The sequence below is a fragment of the Euzebyella saccharophila genome, assembly GCF_014855495.1.
Classification (GTDB): Bacteria; Bacteroidota; Bacteroidia; order Flavobacteriales; family Flavobacteriaceae; genus Euzebyella; species Euzebyella saccharophila.
The window spans coordinates 339,782-358,580 of sequence record NZ_JACYFJ010000003.1 but is presented as its reverse complement, the minus strand read 5'-3'; the positions used below and the strand labels follow the sequence as shown (position 1 = coordinate 358,580).

Annotated in this window: 16 protein-coding genes; 5 read left to right on the top strand and 11 right to left on the bottom strand. The window is 40.4% G+C overall.

The window, feature by feature from the left end; all coding sequences use genetic code 11:
* Positions 1–241: 241 nt before the first annotated feature.
* From IL355_RS12265 to IL355_RS12245, 5 genes are all read left to right on the top strand, one after another.
* The gene (locus IL355_RS12265) at positions 242–1,126 is read left to right on the top strand and encodes a sce7726 family protein (protein WP_192462407.1); all 885 of its coding nucleotides are present in this window, start codon (positions 242–244) and stop codon (positions 1,124–1,126) included.
* Positions 1,108–2,043, top strand: coding sequence for a sce7725 family protein (locus tag IL355_RS12260; protein WP_192462406.1), 936 nt, complete (start codon positions 1,108–1,110; stop codon positions 2,041–2,043). The genes IL355_RS12265 and IL355_RS12260 overlap by 19 nt, the downstream gene beginning before the upstream one ends.
* A gap of 38 nt (positions 2,044–2,081) precedes the next feature.
* On the top strand, positions 2,082–3,086 hold the full coding sequence (locus tag IL355_RS12255) for an RES family NAD+ phosphorylase (protein ID WP_192462405.1): 1,005 nt from the start codon (positions 2,082–2,084) through the stop codon (positions 3,084–3,086).
* Between the two features lie 130 nt (positions 3,087–3,216).
* On the top strand, positions 3,217–4,407 hold the full coding sequence (mnmA, locus tag IL355_RS12250; RefSeq protein WP_192462404.1) for a tRNA 2-thiouridine(34) synthase MnmA: 1,191 nt from the start codon (positions 3,217–3,219) through the stop codon (positions 4,405–4,407).
* A gap of 603 nt (positions 4,408–5,010) precedes the next feature.
* Positions 5,011–5,952 (top strand): NAD(P)H-dependent flavin oxidoreductase, encoded by a 942-nt coding sequence (locus IL355_RS12245; protein WP_192462403.1) that lies wholly within the window; start codon positions 5,011–5,013, stop codon positions 5,950–5,952.
* Here IL355_RS12245 and IL355_RS12240 read toward each other — a convergent pair.
* The 11 genes from IL355_RS12240 to IL355_RS12190 all read right to left on the bottom strand — a co-directional run bounded on the left by IL355_RS12240 (position 5,947) and on the right by IL355_RS12190 (position 18,799).
* Positions 5,947–9,366 carry a DUF7133 domain-containing protein gene (locus IL355_RS12240; protein WP_192462402.1) on the bottom strand — a complete coding sequence of 1,140 codons (3,420 nt, stop codon included), beginning with the start codon at positions 9,364–9,366 and terminating at the stop codon, positions 5,947–5,949. The genes IL355_RS12245 and IL355_RS12240 overlap by 6 nt on opposite strands.
* Positions 9,367–9,449: 83 nt before the next feature.
* A complete protein-coding gene (locus IL355_RS12235) occupies positions 9,450–9,683 on the bottom strand; it encodes a putative signal transducing protein (protein ID WP_192462401.1) in 234 nt (77 codons plus the stop codon).
* A 77-nt stretch (positions 9,684–9,760) separates the two neighbouring features.
* Positions 9,761–10,474 (bottom strand): helix-turn-helix transcriptional regulator, encoded by a 714-nt coding sequence (locus IL355_RS12230; protein ID WP_192462400.1) that lies wholly within the window; start codon positions 10,472–10,474, stop codon positions 9,761–9,763.
* A 79-nt stretch (positions 10,475–10,553) separates the two neighbouring features.
* The gene (locus tag IL355_RS12225) at positions 10,554–10,925 is read right to left on the bottom strand and encodes a VOC family protein (RefSeq protein ID WP_192462399.1); all 372 of its coding nucleotides are present in this window, start codon (positions 10,923–10,925) and stop codon (positions 10,554–10,556) included.
* A 102-nt stretch (positions 10,926–11,027) separates the two neighbouring features.
* Positions 11,028–12,452, bottom strand: a complete 1,425-nt coding sequence (locus IL355_RS12220; protein ID WP_192462398.1) for a prolyl oligopeptidase family serine peptidase — start codon at positions 12,450–12,452, stop codon at positions 11,028–11,030.
* Between the two features lie 84 nt (positions 12,453–12,536).
* Positions 12,537–13,553, bottom strand: a complete 1,017-nt coding sequence (locus IL355_RS12215; RefSeq protein WP_192462397.1) for a DUF3500 domain-containing protein — start codon at positions 13,551–13,553, stop codon at positions 12,537–12,539.
* A gap of 117 nt (positions 13,554–13,670) precedes the next feature.
* Positions 13,671–14,219, bottom strand: a complete 549-nt coding sequence (locus IL355_RS12210) for a hypothetical protein (RefSeq protein ID WP_192462396.1) — start codon at positions 14,217–14,219, stop codon at positions 13,671–13,673.
* A gap of 312 nt (positions 14,220–14,531) precedes the next feature.
* Positions 14,532–15,863, bottom strand: a complete 1,332-nt coding sequence (locus IL355_RS12205; RefSeq protein WP_192462395.1) for a DUF58 domain-containing protein — start codon at positions 15,861–15,863, stop codon at positions 14,532–14,534.
* A 3-nt stretch (positions 15,864–15,866) separates the two neighbouring features.
* Positions 15,867–16,865 carry an AAA family ATPase gene (locus tag IL355_RS12200; RefSeq protein ID WP_192462394.1) on the bottom strand — a complete coding sequence of 333 codons (999 nt, stop codon included), beginning with the start codon at positions 16,863–16,865 and terminating at the stop codon, positions 15,867–15,869.
* Positions 16,855–18,078 (bottom strand): DUF4350 domain-containing protein, encoded by a 1,224-nt coding sequence (locus IL355_RS12195; protein ID WP_192462393.1) that lies wholly within the window; start codon positions 18,076–18,078, stop codon positions 16,855–16,857. The genes IL355_RS12200 and IL355_RS12195 overlap by 11 nt, the downstream gene beginning before the upstream one ends.
* A complete protein-coding gene (locus IL355_RS12190; protein WP_192462392.1) occupies positions 18,071–18,799 on the bottom strand; it encodes a DUF4129 domain-containing protein in 729 nt (242 codons plus the stop codon). Before IL355_RS12190 ends, IL355_RS12195 begins: the two co-directional genes overlap by 8 nt.

Here is an 18,799-nt window from a genome sequence, read left to right as displayed (position 1 = left end):
CCCCTTGATTACCCCCTTCAAACACCGCCCACAGTTACCCCCAAACGTAAGTTGCTGGTAAAGGCTCGTTTTTAAGTAAAAGTGGATAAGTAAACATGCTTAACAGTAAGATTTTAGCTATATTTAGACTGTAATCATTTTTGATTAAACCCTCCCCCATCATATCGAATAGAAAACAAGATCATTTTGCTAATTCTGTTACATAGAACTTCGAAATTTTAATTTGTAACTTTGTTTTTGAATGGAAATAACGACCGAAATAAGTAAGATTCGTAGTTTATCACAAATTATTTCGCCAGCTAATTTTAAAAAGATTGTGCGAAAAGGTGATTGCTATTCAACATTTTATAAGATAAAAAGATATACTAAAGTTACAGACTCCACTACCAACCTAGAAGTAATTAATTTTATTTACAAATCACTTTTAAAAAATTATAAAAACGAATACGTCTATAAAAATATACTTACAAACAAATTACTTCTCAAAAAGTATAGTTTAAGAAACACAATTGCCTTAAACGAGTTCAATATTGGCAAGTCAATTGCTGATTTTGTTTTGTTAAATGGAGAAGCAAGAGTTTATGAAATAAAAACAGAGCTTGATAATCTTGAAAAATTAGATAAGCAAGTTTTAGATTATTGCAAATTTGCAGATAAAGTTTATATAGTTACTAGTTCAAAACACATAAAAAAACTAATTGAACTTTATGGTAATTCTTCAATTGGCATAATTGAGTTAACTTCTAGAAATGCTTTAAAAATTGTAAACGAGGCTGAAAATAACTTATCAACTTTAAACCACGAGATTTTATTTAAGACCTTGAGAAAGCAAGAATATCTTGAATTAATCAAAGAGCATTTCAAGTTTATACCAGAAGTCTCAAATACATTGATTTTTAGAGAATGTTTAAAGCTTGCTAAAGAAATTGAGATTTCAATTTTTCAAAAACTGGTAATAAATAAGCTTAAAGCAAGAAATATATCTAATCCCAAAATAATCAAAGAAGAATCTATTCCTGAAAGCTTAAAACATATTTGTTATACATTGGATTTTACCGAAAATGAATATGAGGAATTAAACTCATTTCTTAATAAAAATAGCAAAATATGTATTTCCCATATTTAAGAGGAAAGCAATTTGAATTAATTGCACTAAGAGAGTTATGCACTCTATTTCCAGATGATTTAGATAAGATTTCACCTGTAATTGAGCCTGTAAAACCATCTAGTACTTTGAGTTCTACACTTGGTGAATTGGCTAACCGAAATGCTAATTTCAATATTATCATCAATCCAAGAGTTGGAGACTTAAAAAATCAATATGATGAGATTATACAAATTATCAGCTCTGCTCTATCTAATGGTTATACTAATTATCAATTAGCAGTTATTATTCACCCAGAAACTGAAAGAAACATTCAGCCTCTAATTGACTTTTTGAATGGATTGGAATTAGAATACAACGGAATAACATTAATTCATAAAACTGAAATAAGCAATCAGAATATTCAATTATTGCATAATGAGCTAAATATCACATACAATTTAATATACTTTTCGAAAACAAGTCGAAGATATTATCGTGAATTTGACCAATCGACTTTAGTAAGTCTAGACGACTACTTTGAAGAATTATCAAGAAATGCAGACTATTTAAACCAAGAGAGTGATTTTTCGAATGAGTACAGGTTTTATCAACAAGACGGTTTTGTAGGTTTTTCAGATTTCCTCACAATTGGAGACACCTATTCTGAATCTGGATTCTTACCTAGAGCTGTTGCTATTCATTTAAGTTATTTAGATAATGACAGAATTAAAGTAAAACATTTTGTTTCTGATTCGAATGAAGATGTTTCAGATATTGGCGGTAAATTTTCAGAAGCAATTAGCAAATTAGTTATTTGGTGTGACCAAAATAATCTAAATACTTCAGCTATAAATGTGTTTAGAGACTTACAACAAAGAGGTCATTTTCCAGGACTAGGCACATTAAAAAAACTATCTATAATAAATCACATTGAACTAGTAATCAACAATATTTAATTATGAATTGTTGTGCTAATTGTTTTACAAGTTCATACTTGATTAGTATAATAAATGCTGATGATAGAGTTGGAACTTGTGATTTTTGTGAAACTGAAAATACTTCAATCTATTTAGCAAGAGAGCTTCCTGACCAATTTAGAGCCATACTCTCTTTGTATATACCAGACGAAAACTCAAATACATCTTTAATTGAATCATTACAAAAGGATTTTGGACTTTTTACAGAAAACGTAAGAATACCATCGAATCTTCTGAAATCAATATTTCAAGATGAAGAACAAAGCTTAATGAAACTTCTTGAAACTAATGTTTCTTTTCAAAATAAGGAGTTATTGGAAGCAGAATCTGACAACTTAAATGACGTTTGGGATAATTTTAAAGAAGAAATCAAATTTGTTAATCGTTACCATATTCAAAATACAATTAATCTTGATAAATTAAAGACTTACTTTCTTCACGAAAGTTTTTATAAAGAAATTAAAAAAGGTAGAATCTTTTTTAGGTGTCGAGTTTCAGATAAAAATGGTTTTCCTTGTGAAAAGATGGGAAATCCACCAATTGAACTTGCCTCTAGTGGAAGAGCAAACCCAAAAGGAATTTCATACTTATATGTTGCTGATAGTCTTGAAACGTCAATGTATGAAACTAGAGCATCACTGTTTGATTATGTTACAGTTGGTGAATTCAAACTTACAGACGATATCAAAATATTAAACCTTCGAAATCCAAAAGACGACCCAATTTATTGGTCAGAATTTGAGGAAATAGAAAATTATCTAATATATATTCCTTTTATTCAAACATTGCAGAAGGAGCTTTCCTTACCAATTAGAAAACGTGACAAACTTTTAGATTATATTCCTACTCAATATATATCCGAATTTATTAAATCTTTAGGATTTGATGGTGTTGAATACCAAAGTTCATTAAATTCAGAAGGGTACAATATTGCAATTTTTAACCCCAAAAAATTGGAATGCTTTAAAAGCAACGTTTATGAAATAAAAGATATAAAATTAACTCATGAAATTGTAAAATAGATTTTTTACCTAGTTATTGAAATGATATTGCTCAATTAATTTCCTTATTACTTTTCTCCATTACAACCCATTCCAACATTCACCCAAAATTCCACAAGAATCCTTAATTTTGTACGCTAAATAAAACGCAATGAAAAAGGTAGTGGTAGGGCTTTCCGGCGGGGTAGATTCTAGCGTAACGGCCTATCTGTTAAAAGAGCAGGGCTATGAGGTCATTGGCCTGTTTATGAAGAACTGGCACGATGATTCCGTGACCATTTCTGAAGAATGCCCCTGGTTAGAAGATAGCAACGATGCCTTGATCGTGGCCGAGAAGTTGGGCATTCCCTTTCAGACCGTAGACCTAAGTGAGCAATACAAAGAGCGTATTGTAGATTATATGTTCGCCGAGTATGAAAAGGGCAGAACCCCCAACCCTGATGTGCTCTGTAATCGCGAAATAAAATTTGATGTCTTTTTAAAGATCGCCTTGCAATTGGGTGCCGATTATGTGGCTACCGGCCACTATTGCCGCAAGGCCACGTCCGTGGATGCTAACGGAAAGGAAATATATAGTCTATTGGCGGGCGTAGATGGCAACAAAGACCAGTCGTACTTTCTTTGCCAACTGTCACAAGAACAATTGTCCAAAACCTTGTTTCCCATTGGCGAACTTACCAAACCGGAGGTACGTAAAATTGCCGCAGAGAACAATTTGATCACGGCAGATAAAAAAGATTCCCAAGGTTTGTGTTTTATCGGGAAAGTGCGCCTTCCGGAGTTTTTACAACAAAAATTGAAACCTAAAAAAGGGGTGATTGTTGAGGTGCCTTCCACGGTAGACCAATACCGCCAAGAAGTACCCGTTTTTGCCTCTAAGGAAGAAGAATTGGCCTTCAACGCCAGCAAACCGGTCTATCATGTAGAAGACGGCCAAGTGGTGGGCGAGCATCAAGGCGCGCACTATTTTACCAAAGGCCAGCGCAAAGGTTTGGATGTAGGCGGTACCAAAGAACCGCTGTTTGTCATCGAGACCGATGTGGAAGAAAACGTGATCTATACGGGACAGGGCAAGGCCCACCCGGGGCTGTACCGAAAAACGCTTTTTGTTTCCGACGATGAACTGCATTGGGTACGTACCGATTTGGCCTTGCAACCTGACGAACATATGGAAGTAATGGCCCGCATTCGCTACCGTCAGCCTTTGCAAAAAGCGACCTTGTACAAAATTGAGGGCGGACTCTACGTTGATTTTGAGGAAAAGCAATCCGCCATCACTGAAGGGCAATTTGTGGCTTGGTACCAAGGCGATGAGCTTTTGGGTTCGGGCGTGATAGCGTAAGGTGCAATTGTGTCCCCTCGAGCGCAGTCGAGAGGTATTTATTGTTCCCCAATCTGAGGAGGTCTCGACTCCGCTCGACCTGACAATTCACGGCACCGCCTGACCTGACCATTTTTGGACATTAGGACTATTTAGTTATTTTGTAGTTTCCCTGAACAGATTGGTGTCGCCTCGAGCGCAGTCGAGAGGTATTGTTTTTTACCCATTTTGAGGAGGTCTCGACTCCGCTCGACCTGACAATTCAAGATTCCACCCGACCTGACAATTTTTGGACATCAGGTTTGTTCAGTTATTTTGTAATTTTCCAGAACTGATTGGTGTCCCCTCGAGCGCAGTCGAGAGGTGTTTTGAAATTGTGAGTTTTAATGAGGTCTCGACTGCGCTCGACCTGACAATCCTCTGCTCCGCTCGACCTGACCATTTTTGGACATTAGGACTATTTAGTTATTTTGTAATTTCCCTGAACAGATTGGTGTCCCCTCGAGCGCAGTCGAGAGGTGTTTTGAAGTTGTGAGTTTGAATAAGGTCTCGACTCCGCTCGACCTGACAATTCACGGCTCCGCTCGACCTGACAAGTATTTTGACGTAAATAAAATTTTACCCATGCCGAATAAAATCACCCAACTATTTAATATCCAATACCCCATCATACAGGCCGGAATGGTTTGGGCCAGTGGTTGGCGATTGGCCTCAGCCGTTTCCAATGCTGGTGGTCTGGGCGTTTTAGGAGCGGGAAGCATGTACCCCGAAGTATTGCGCGAGCAAATTCAAAAATGTCAAAAATCGACCGAAAAGCCCTTTGGGGTGAACGTGCCTATGCTCTATCCGGATATCGACAAATTGATGGACATTATCATTGACAACGGAGTCAAAATTGTGTTTACCTCTGCCGGAAATCCCAAAACATGGACGGCCCAGCTGCAGGAAAAAGACATTACCGTCGTGCATGTGGTGAGCAGTGTAAAATTTGCCCTCAAGGCCCAAGAAGCTGGGGTAGATGCGATTGTAGCCGAAGGTTTCGAAGCCGGAGGCCATAATGGTAGGGACGAGACCACCACGCTGGCCTTGATTCCCGCCGTAAAGGAAAAAATAGACATTCCCCTAATCGCTGCCGGAGGGATTGCTACGGGTCGCGCCATGTTGGCCGCCATGATTTTAGGTGCCGATGGGGTACAGGTGGGTACCCGCTTTGTGGCCAGTGAGGAAGCTTCTTCCCATGCTTCTTTTAAGCAAAAAGTAGTGGAGGCTGGGGAAGGGGCCACCCAATTGACCTTAAAGGAACTGGCGCCCGTGCGTTTGATCAAGAACAAGTTTTATGAGGAAGTGCAGGCCGCTTATGCCAAAGGGGCTTCGGTAGAAGAGTTAAAAAACCTGTTAGGTCGCGGGCGTGCCAAATTGGGCATGTTTGAAGGCAATATGGACGATGGGGAATTGGAAATAGGTCAGGTATCGGCCTTGATTCATGACATCAAACCGGCTGCACGTATTGTAACCGATCTGATGTCTGAATTCAATTTGGCCAAGCAAGAAGCAAGCACTTTATGAAGTAGGCTCTTGTTTTAATCCTGCTAGGAATTCTATAAGATCTCGTAACTCTCTTTTGGTAATCAGTTTGCCCATGGCCGGCATGGCAGAAGGCATATTTTGTCGTTTCGCAATTCTGGAAACAGGAACTTCAAGTGGTTCCGCTTGGTTCGTTCTCAAAATCAGCTCGTGCTCATTTTCCGCTTCCAAAATTCCGTTGACTTCCTGTCCGTCCTTTAAAGTCAAGGAAACACTACCGTAACCCGGTGCCAAACGAGCAGAAGGTTCGATCAACGATTCCAAAATTTGTTCCCTCGTAAGGATGTTCCCTATGTTTTCCAACGGTGGACCTACCGTACCACCGGCACCACCAACGGCATGGCAACGGGTACATTGGGCCGTAGGATTGTTGTTGAAGACACGGTTGCCATTTCTACGGTTACCGCCCACCAAGGTTTCTTTATAGGCCTCTACGGAATTGCCATCGCCCTTAATTTCTTCCAATTGGGCAATCAATGGTTCGGAATCGGTGGCTTCCACTGCTTCCACCAAGTCCAGAATCACACTTTCATTCAATTTGTTGGTTTTGGCATCCGCGATTAATCCCGCGAGGACATCACCACTTTTTTCAATAGGAAGTTCCCCAAGAACACCTAACATACGCTGTTGCTCCCGTACCGAACCACTTCTAAAAATAGGGTTGACCACGTTGGGTAATTGCTCTTTGGAAATTTCCAATTGCGGAATTAGGCCCAAAGCGGTGGTACGTACCGATGCTTCCTTGTCCTTCATGCCCAATTGCATGGCACCGGCAATATCATTGTATTTGAGGTCTCCCAAGGCCTTTAAAATGGTAGCGCGTACCTCGGGCGCGTTGTGCCTTTTCATGATTTGATACAGTCGGTCATTCTGGCTATCGATACCCAAATTGGCCAACGTTTTGCTGATACCGATCAAGATTTCTGGGTCCCTGTCCTCTATAAAAGCTGGAATTTCTTTTTCCACCTTGGTTTTTACACCCTCTAGGTCGCGCTTCACTTCCCCACGGTAACGGCCATCTACACGGTCCAACACCGATGGTTCCGCCCAAGTACCGATAGCTGCCAAAGCCTCGCCCCGCAACACATTGGGAACATCCTGCCTTTTGGCAAAGGCCAGAAGGTTTTCCAATTCCTTGTCACCACCCACGCGTAAAGCAGCGTTGATCGCCCTTCTCTGTAAGGGCTCCGATACAAATTTTTCAGAGGTCAACATATTGGCCAAGGCCGGCAATGCCGCCTCAATGGACCAATCGTCATTAATAGCACGGGCAGCTTCCGTTACTACAAATTCGTCCTCATCGTTCAAAAATTCCTGTACCTGTGCATCCTGTAATCTTCGCAAGACCAAAACGGCTGCAATGCGTAAGCTACGGTCTTCGTTCCCTGCCAAAGCAACCATGGGGGCCGCCTTGCCAATTCGGGTCAATGCCAATACCCCGGCATGCCTAATGTAAACGTCCTCGTCATCATTTTCCGCAATCATATTCAACAAAGGCTGAATAGCGGCTTCATGCTGTATTCTTCCCAAAGCCTGGGCCGCAAAAAATTGTACCCGAGGGTTGTTGTTCTTTAAAAGTGAAATGTACGTGCTGGCTGCTTCCGTATCCTTTACATCACCCAATACTTTTAGGGATTGTGCAATGATTTCCGCATCGCTATCGCCCAAGAGTTCGCGAAGAACAGCGGCCTTCCCGGCATCCTCTGCTGCCAATTGGCCAATTCCCCAAATGGCATGGATTCTGGCGAATTGATTCGTACCGTTCTGCGCCGTTTCCTTTAAGGTTTCGAAGCCCTTATTCCCATTTTTTACCAACTGAAATTGGGCGCGCTTACGAATGCGCATATCTTCATACGAAAGTAATTGTTGTAGTTCCGCTTCAGATTGTTCGGCATAGTCCAAGGTCATCAAGCGCTCCGTTTCCTTGCGTTGCGCCTCCAAATCGTCTTTTTCATCGGTTACGTCCAATTTCCATACACGGCCGTAGTTTTTGGTACCCCAGCCCGTAATCCAATCGGCCAGGTACAGGGCTCCGTCAGGCCCAAACTGAATTCCCGTAGGTAATACACCGCTCAGGATGCTTTCATCGCTTTTTAGCTCAAAAGACGCTCCTTTTGGTTGCAGGTCAAACGCCCAGATATGAGAACGGTCCGGATTGCCCACAAATTCTACCAGGAAAAATTTGTCCTGCCAGTTTTTGCCCAAGGCCGTACCCGGGTTGTACAACATGCCCGTAGGTCCGTTATGAAAATTTTGGATAGGAGGGATGATGTGCGCCGCTTGGTCTTCCCAACGGGGGACAAACAGTTTTTCATCCATCCAAACATTGTAGCCATTGTTTTTGTCATCCGTATACTTACCATATTGCCAGTTGGCCCTCCAACCGGCATCGGAACCTTCTACAATGTGTACCAGACGCTCGCTTTCACCGGCGTGGTCGCCATCGTTGTCCGCAGAAATGATATTTCCGTAGGCATCAAAAACAAACTCATGGGTGTTTCTTAGTCCCCTGGCAAACACTTCAAAATTGCTTCCGTCAGGGTTGGACCTTACAATGACCCCTTGGTTGGGATATTTGTGCTTTTCACCATCTACCGTAGTAATATTGGCGCCAATATCGCCAATACCCCAGTAAATTTTCCCGTCCGGACCTTCCACCGCTCCGGACATACCGTGACCACCAAAACCAATATGCACGGCAAAACCGTTGGCAATGGAGGTCTTTTCATCCAGCACCAAATCATCATTGGTATCGGTCAATCGCCACATATCAGGCCCGATTCCCACAAAAACATCTTCGTCACGTACCAAAAGGGCTCCGGCAACATCGGTAATCTCATCGTGAAAGTCTTCCAGAATTCGGGTCGCTTTATCGGCCACCCCATTCTTGTTACTATCTTCCAGCATCCAGACTTCATCCTTTTCCACGGCCAAATCTTTCCAGTCATGGCTACCATCCCCGTTCAAATCTTTCAACCACTCATTCTCTTCGCTTTTTTCAGGGGCGAAGGTTTCGTGCAAGAACGCTCTACGGTCTTCCGGGGTTTCCCAAGAAATGGAAGGTGTCATCCAATCGCGGTAGCCTCTAATATCAAATTCCGAATTTTTTTGTCGGTTGGTACGGGTAAGGTAGACCCTTCCGTATTTGTCCATTTGCATGGCGATGGGGTCTGGGGCCAAAGAATCGGATGCCCAGAGGCTCAGTTCCAATCCGTCCGCAATCGTTGGCGTAATTCCTTCCCTGATTTCTTGGGCCCTAGAGACTTCGGTAAGTGAATCTTCCCTAATGACCAAAGGGGTTTCCTTGGGTTTTTGAGGTTTGTTGTCGCACGAAGCAAGGCTGATTAAAAGCAGGGAAAGGGGTAAAAAATAGTTGAGTCGAGAATTGAATTTCATTATAAAAGTTTGGTTTTAATACTGCTAGCCGATAAAAATAGGGATTTCTATATAGACAATTCAATATTTTGACCAAGATAATGTCAATCTTCCTGCTGGGCTTTAATGGCCCTTACCACCATCATGGCCTGTTCAAATTGGTCTTCGTGAACATGTACTTCCAGTTCACCACCTACATTGGCAGCAAAACCGGCAAGTCTGGCAGATTCGGATTCATCCTTTAAAACGGCCTTGATTCCTATTTCTTCCAGTTTCTCTTCTATTCGCTGAACGGTAAAACGGTTTCCGGAGTAAATTTTTCTATAATTCGATTCCATAACTTTTAGATTTTAAGTCCCAGAAAGTTAACGATTAAAAAGGGAAGGATTCGCTTTATTTTTGACCTGAAAGGAAATCAGGTTTCGGTAGGGTTCCGTTTTTTGTATGCATAGGCCTGGGCGGCAAAATAGTCTTGAATGTTGAATTTACGGTCTACAAATTTTTCGGAAAGTATCTTAAAGTGCTGAATGCGATCTACCCTAAAGGCCCTGTATTCATTTCTTAAATGGCACCAGGCGAGCAATATCCATTTGTTTTCGGTAGAGAAAAACACATAAGGTTCTATTTTTCTGAACGAAATATGGGTGTCATTGGCCTTGCGATAATTGATTTCCACATAGTTGAGGTTGGTAATGGCCAGTTGCAGTTCTGAAAGGGAATTGGAGGCCAGATTTTCTTGTTGTGGTTCAAAAACATGGATTTTGGAATGGAGTATTTCACTTTTCTCCAATACCGAAGAACGAAAAACCGATTTGATCTTGATAAGGGCCTCTTCAAAATCCTTGACAAAGGAAGCATCCTTACTCTTATTGACCAAGTGGTGGGCCGTTATCAAGGCGTTGGCCTGTTTTTCCGTAAACTGAACCGGGGCCACGGTATAACCGTCCATAAGCGTATAGCCCTTGCCCTCCAAAGTAACTACGGGGACACCCGAAGCAATCAATTTTTGAATATCCCTGTAAACAGTACGAATGCTAACATCATACCGTTTGGACAGTTCCGTGGCGGTAAGCACCCTACGTGATTTTAAAAGGGTAAGGATATTGATGAGGCGGCTTAACTGAGACATGCTAGGTAAAGGTAACAAACTACCGTAAAGAGAAGGTCATTTGAACGGGGGTTGTATTCAAATGACCTAAATCTTATGGTTAATTCCAAGAGTGCAGGGCTACCTTATTGCCTTCGGTATCCATAAAATGGGCGATATAGCCGTTTTCGCCTATGTCCGTTTTAGGAATCATAATTTTACCTCCCGCTTTTTCTACCTTGGAAAGGGGAAGGGCCAAATCATGGCCACCATCTAAGTAAACGGTAACCCCGTTGATAGAAGGTTCCGCACCCTCCATTTGCATTAGGGCTCCTCCCGTTTTGTTATTGTCCGAGTCATACGGAAAAACCCCATATTTCATCTGGGGCATAGGTACTTCTTTGATCTCAATATCCAAAATGGAGGAATAAAAGTCTTTGGCCCTTTCGAATTTTTTTACTGGAATTTCAAACCAGTTGATTGCATTGGTCATGATGTTGTATGTTTTAGGATTATCAATGCACCAAAAGTAGCGGGGGCATATGTCAAAATATGTCAGGGGTATTTTTAAAAACTGAAAATTTTTGGAAAAAGTTTAGTTCGCTAGTGATTGGTCAAAAATCCATTCCAATTTTCCGGGGGTCTTTTCCACGTGGTTCCAGACGTTGTGGCCCACATTTTCGTACTCAGTGTATTTGGGTTGGCCTCCTATTTCACGAATGGCATTGACCATATCTTGCGATAGTTGTACAGGGACATTTTGGTCTTCCGCCCCGTGAAAGGCCCAAATAGGCGTTTGCAGCATATGTTCAGCTTTTGCGGGGTCGCCACCTCCACAAACGGGCATGGCGGCGGCAAACAGTTGAGGATGGTTGCCGATCAATGTCCATGTTCCAAAACCACCCAGGCTCATTCCCATGACGTAGCGCCTATGGGTGTCTACCGAGTAAGTAGCTTCAATTTCTTTGATAGCTTCCATGACAAGGGGGCTGATATCCTCATATTCGGGAATACCGCCAAAACAGGATCCCGGTGGGGCTTGTGGCACGAATACAATGGCAGGAAATTTTTGCTGATTTTCAGGTGTGGCCAAGGTTCTGGCAAACATGGAGGCTTCTACCTGGCGAACATTATCGGTACCGTTTCCTCCCCCGTGATGTAAACATATGGCCAATGGATAGTTGTTATTTGGTTGGTAATCTGATGGCAATAGCAGACGATACGGCAATTTTTGTCCCTTGGTATTGGTATACGTAAAGGCTTTAAAAGCCGAAGCAATTTCCAGTTGTTTGGTTGTGGGAGTTGGTTGTCGCAATGTATTTGATACCACATCTTTGATTAAAAAAAGGGAACCCACTAAGGCTAGGGCGACCAGTAGACCCATAACTCCTTTAAAGGACTTTGAAAAGGAATGCGCTTCGGTTGTTCTTAGTGTTTTTAATTCCTTTCTAAAATGTAAGATAAAGGGAATAGCCACCAAACTACTTAACAAGGAGATAATGTGGATGGCTTTGGTCATCTTTAATTTAAGTTCAAAACTCGAGCTGAAGTTCTTCGCATAAAAAAGGGTTAGGTAGGCAATTCCAATTAGTAGAAGGGACCAACCTGCTATTTGTAACCATTTCTTTTTCCTGGTTACGGATACAATTAAAACGAGTCCGTAAAAAATGACGGAAAGTAGCATTAAGTTTTGAATACTCAGGTGAAAACGCTCTAAACGTTGGGAAGTAACCATAAAATAAGTAACGGTAAACAGTGCCAAAGAAGCTATCAGGTAACTGGCACAGGCCACGATGGCCCAATACTGTTTTTTAGAAAGGTAGTAGTTTATTTGTATTAGCTGTGATGTGGCGAAAATGAGGCCATAGCCGATTAGCCAATAGGAATAGGTGTTAAAGTAAGATGTTTTGGCTTGGAAGATAAGGAAGAGTACTCCTATAAAAGCACTTAAAAACAGTACTAGGGACCAAAGACAAATTCCAAGACTATAGAATTTTTGATGCCGTACCCTTTGCTCCATGTTAGCGTATTCCTAGTTTCTTTTTTTAAAGCTAACGGATTTAATTGTAAATACTAAAGGCGGTTGCAAGTAAACATACCTGTTTTAGTGGTCATGGTCGTAGTGGTCCTGTAAAAGGTCATCTCCAAAGTCATTCTCCAAATCACGTACTACGGTATGCACATGGTTGTTATTGTTTTGGGTATTGTCATATTCAATTAAAAGGGTTTTCCCTTGAATACTGTAATAATGTCCTTGGCCACGTTCCAAACTTCCGGCCCACGCAAAATAAAGTTCATCCCGGCCTTCTTTTTCAATCTTGTCCTTCGCCTTTTTGGAAAATTTCTTTTCGTAGTTATCTAGGTACAACTGTAAAAGGCGATCAAAAAGCTTTTTTTGTTCACCGGTTAAGTCGGCATATTGTATACCGGTATGTGCCAATCGTTCAGCTTTGGAATGGTTGCTTGTAAACATATCTACAGGGGCCGTTTCTGAATATCTTGCCACTTCCAGCTGTTGTGGGGTCAATGAGTTCACCATGGCATAGCCATAGTCCGTTTCTAGTTTTAGAACTTCATGTCCTTTCTGTTCACCTTCCAAGACCCTGCCGGGGTTGGTGCCAAGAAAGAAAGGTGTACTGGAGACCAAACTACCTTCGGATGCTACAAAATTGAGGGAAATGTGGTGACCTTCAAAACGCCAACCCCAATAGTGATCCTTTTCTGGATTACCAAAGATCCAAAAATGGTAATTTAACGGGTCGCGCTTAGGGCTGCCATCCGGCATTTTAGGATTGTTTTCCAATACGATCAGGATTTTTTCCAAATCCATGATCTCCTTTGTTTTTTCAAAGGCGTTTTCGCTTATAGACGCTTTTAACAACGTAAGTGCGGCCGCGGTCTGTTCTTTATTATAGTCATTGAAAGTAGTCCCTTTTCGGTATACCGGAGTGTAAAAGAAATTTTTTCTTTCTTCTGAACTAAGTTCAAAAACTGTTTTTTCCCTAAGGTCAGTAGACAGGGTTGCCAAAAAGTCTTGGGCCAAATGGTGCAAATCTTGTGCTTTTACACCTTGAAAAGTAAAAAGGAGCAGGGCAAAGGAAAAGTATACTTTTAATTTCATGGTTGGATGGTACTTTGGTAAATGGTCCCAAAAGATAGTACAATTTTCGCTATATCAAATATTTAGGCGATTTGAAATGGCCTAAAGTTTCTCCAATCATAAAATTGTAACAGATTGTTATAGATCTAGTGCCCGTCTGTATTGCAATAGATTAAGCCGGGGTTTTTCAACCAGTTTTAAGTTGGTGTCAAAACCGAATCTTTTTAGGTTCCTTAAGATTTTGGAATGTCTACTGCCACTAGTTATCAAAGTCAATTGATACTCCTCACATTTAATGTGAATCCTAGTTTCAGCAATTTTATATTCGGACGGATATACTTGTAAATGTCTCGAAACCCTGTTGGGAATTCCTAACTTGGACATGATGTACATGGGGGACATATAAAAAGTGTCGATTACTTCCTTGCCTCTAATTAGGGTAAGAGATTCAATTTCATCTTTAAGCACCGGGATGATGGATTCTTTTTCCTTAAAATTACCGGTGATCATGATGCCTTGTGGCAATATCTCCAAATTGCATTTGGTATCGCTTAATAGAAAGTCTTTTTTGTCTTGCTTGTTCTTATAGTCTATAAGCCTATACTTGTATTTGGACTTTTTGCCAGTCCATTTGGAAAAAAGATTGTATTCCCCAGAAGCTGAGTTTGGTGAGTTGTTGACTCCCATGGCAATTTAGAGTTTGTATAAGTTAGTTCAAAAACGATACCTAAGTATCTAAATGGGGGAGGGCTAATTTATGTATTTAAATGTAATTTTTGGTTGCGGAATTGGGAAGCTGATTGCAAAACGGCCTTGTTAACAGCGTGCATTTTATCGATGAAATAGTGAAATTCTAAGACCTCCCCGTTTTTAGGAATTTTTAAACAAAAGTTATCAACAAAATATAGTTTTGAGAATAATTTATAAAAACCCTTGATAAATTGTAAAAATATCAATGATTTTGATGAATAGTATAGGGTGGAATGAGATGGTCAAAACTTAGATTAACCCTCTTGCCTTAATCTCTAAATATTTGTTGATGGTATTGATGGTAAGTTTTTCGGGTGGGGTAAGGATGGTCTGTATACCATACTTCTGAAGCTCCTTTTGCATCAACCGTTTATCCAACGAAAACTTTTCTGCAACGGTTTTATGATAGATATCCTGTAAATTTTGGGTATCATTTTCTATAAGTCCTTCCAGTTCCGTATTCTCAAAAAAGATAACCACCAACACATGTTTTTTGGCTATGGCCAATAAATAGGGGAGTTGTCTTTTTAGGGCAGAAATATGCTCAAAATTGGTGTATAGCATTAAAAGGCTTCTATGGCTTACCTTCCTCTTTATTTGCCCGTAAAGAAGGCCAAAATCAGAATCTGTAAAGTCGGTTGAAATATTATAAAGTTTTTCAAGGATAGTATTCAGGTGGGTCAACTTTTGAACGGCAGGTACAAAATTTTCAATGTTTTTGGAGAAAGTAAGCATTCCCGTTTTGTCATGCCTTTTTAAGGCAATATTTGAAAAAGCTAAAGTGGCATTAATAGCATAATCCAATAATTTAAGTCCGTTAAAGGGCATTTTCATTACCCGTCCTGTATCTATGATGGAATACACAGGTTGCGAGCGTTCATCTTGATATTGATTGACCATTAGCATGTTCTGTTTGGCCGTGGCCTTCCAATTAATGGTTCTAAAATCATCTCCTGGAACGTACTCCTTTATCTGCTCAAATTCTTGGGTATGGCCAATTCGTCTCAATTTTTTTAGACCGAATTCTGTTAGGTGATTACTGATGGATAGAAAATCATACTGCTGCATCTGAATGATGCTGGGATAAACAGGAACCATTTGCCCACTTTGAAAGGTGAACCTTCTTTTTACAATACGCAGGGGCGATGAGGCAAATACCATCAAATTCCCAAAAACGTATTCCCCGCGCTCTACGGGTCTTACCGCGTATTCATAAACCTTGTTTTCCGCTTTTGTAAGAGAGGCTACATGCTCAAAATCCCTTTTTTGGAATTGCACGGGCAATTCATCAATAATTTGTAGTTGCACCTTAAAAGCATAGCGGGAACCGTACTTTATGGTTATGGAATTATAATCACTGTTGGACAATTTTTGAGGTACAAACCTTTCCGCTTTAATAGCCTCCGGTTGGGCGTATAAAAGGTAAACGTCAAACAAGAAAAGGGCCAGTAAAAGCAGTGTGGCCAACCATGCCAACGGATATAAAAAGGGTAGCCAAAAAGACAGTACAAAGCAGCCTGAAAGCACTGCCAAATATCTAAAAAACGTATGGTGTATGTAAAACGATTTTAGAAATCCCATGATTTATCTAGGTATCTCAACAGATTCTGTAATCATATCAATGACACTTTCTGTGGTCATGCCTTCCATCTCGCGTTCCGGGGTTAGGATAACCCTGTGGTTGAGGACCGGTTTTAGGGCGATTTTTACATCTTGAGGTATCACAAAATCCCTTCCGTTGATAGCAGCAAAAGCCTTTGACGCATTTAAAGTGGCAATCGATGCCCTTGGCGAACCTCCCAAGTACAAATGGGGATGGTTGCGAGTTTTGGTGATGATCTGGGCAATGTAGTTGATGATTTTTTCCTCTACCAACACCTCCTGAATCTTAGCTTTAAACTCTAACAATTGAGCCGGAGTCAAAACGCCCATAATACGTTCTTGGGGTTGGGTTCCCTTTCTTTGGTGATGGGTTTCTATGATACGTATTTCTTCCTCCACGGAGGGGTAGCCCACCTTTATTTTAAAAAGAAAACGGTCTAATTGCGCTTCGGGCAGGGCGTAGGTTCCTTCTTGCTCTACTGGATTTTGGGTGGCAAGCACCATAAAAGGCCGGTCCATGGGGTAAGTGGTGCCGTCCATCGTTATTTGGCGTTCTTCCATGGTTTCAAACAATGCAGCTTGGGTTTTTGCCGGTGCCCGGTTAATCTCATCAATAAGAACAATATTGGAAAAAATAGGTCCTTTTTTATATTCAAACTCAGAAGTTTTCGCACTAAAAATAGAAGTTCCTAAAATATCACTGGGCATTAAATCTGGTGTAAATTGAATTCTGCTGAATTCTGTTTTTAGGGTTTTTGCGAAAAGTTTTGCCGTAATGGTCTTTGCTACCCCTGGAACACCCTCAATAAGAACATGGCCATCTACCAAAAGGGAGACAATCAAGAGTTCAATAAAATTTTCTTGGCCCACAATGACCTTTTTGAGCTCTTGCTTCATTTGATCAACCGAAGTTTTTAAGCCTTCAAGGTCAATTCTATTATCAAAATTCATGGCCTGATCTGTGTTGTCATTAGTTTCCATGGGCTTTCTTCTTAAATTTTTCTATGAGCGAATTTAATTTTTGGAGCTCAGTATCGGTTATGGTCTCCTTAGATTCAATTTGATTTATATAGTTGAATAGCTGTTCTACTTCTTCCATTTCATGAGAACTTCTACTGGCTAAATTCTGATAAAAATCCTCAGTTTTTTCAATACTTTGAAAATAGAAGTGGTTGCGAACATAATCTAAAAAATAGTCAATTTTGTGCTTTGCGATGGCCTTGGTTTCACCAGATTCATAATACATATCCGCAATGGTTCTGGTAAAGGCCAAGGTCTGGTTTTTTAAAGGTTCTATTACCGGAATGGCCCTTTGTTTTCTCTTGCCCTCAAACACTACATACAATAACACCCCCAAAAGGGCAAGGTAATAGGCCCACTTAAACTCGCGTATATTCAAAAAGATGTACATGGGAGAGGTGTAAATGGATTTCCCGGATTTATAATGGTTATCCAAGTATAAAGATCTGGATTCATCCCAGTAGGAAATCAAACCCGCTGTATACTCTTTATGATGATCCTTTAAGATAAAGTAATTGGTAAATGCCTTGGGAAAGGTGCTCAAAATAATTTCACCTTTTCCATATTTTTTTCGGATTACATTATAGTTTTCGCTAGGACCTTTTGTGGAAACGGAGTCATTTTTTGCGCTTACCGTACCCAGAACAGTTATGGGGCCAGGTAAAGAATCTTGGGTAAAATAGGTGGTGTAAGAATCCTTTTCAAAAGTGAATGCTGCATTGTTACCAAGTTGAGGGTTCACCAACCGGTGCTCATAGGCCTTGCCATTTTCAAAACTGTTGTAGAGATTATTGGTTTCTAGCTTCAGGGTATCCAACAATGGCTGCTCAAAGGAAGAGGATGCTATAAAGAGGGAGTTACCTTTGGAGGTCCAGTCCAAAATCCTATGCAATTCAACCTCACCAAAAGTCACGTCGTTATTGATAAAAACATACGTACCATTTATAGAATCTTGATGTGCCAAAAACTCAAAAGGAGGGACATTTACCTGTTTTACATTTTTAAATTTCTCCTGTACATACTCATTAAAAACTTTGGTACCGTAGGGAATCTTGTGATCGTTTACAAAAGACGGTAACCAATTGATTTCCTTGGGTTTGTTATACTGAGCAAGCAATAGGGCACCAACGGTGATAACAATGAGGATTATATATTTGATGAGCCTTTTACCCATGCCTCAAAACAATTTTTTCAAGGTTTTTAAATGAGATTTCCGCTCGTAAGAACCGTTGCTCATCTATAAAAAAATCACCATACCAGATGTAATCGTATAGCTTAGTTATATGGGCAAACTGTTGTTTTAAGTCTACTTTTGTGATTTCGGAAACATAATCGCTGTTGGTTTTTTGTAGTTGCCAATCTATGAATTCCCTTTCGTTCAATTGTTTTAAGGATTGCAGATAATAGTATCTAACGGCCAAGCGAAAATTTTTCTCGGCTAGTGCTTTTTCAATAAGCTCGCCAATATCCTCGGTTTTTATAATTCTTTCTTCTTCGGACAAAAGTACATCGCCTTGTTTGCCTTTTGTATTGATGGTATGGGCATTTAATCGTAAGATGAACTTTATCAGAATAAAAATCAAAAGACCCAAAAGAATATACGGAATGATTTCCAAGAAAACGGACAAGATACCAGAGGCCCTTTCCATTCCAAAAATGGCTTCGAAAATTCTTAGCATGACATTGCCCAACCATGTCTTAAAATCATCCGACCAAGTAGGATTTTGCTCTACGACCTCATAATTAAAAGCCTTATCATTTCTATACTTTTCTAGAAAGCTTTCGGTAATTTCTTTTTTTACGATATGGGAACTATCAAGAACTACGGTAGAATCCTGTTGCCCAAAAAGGCTACAAAATGTACATATCGCAATTAGAAATAGCCATTTATGCAT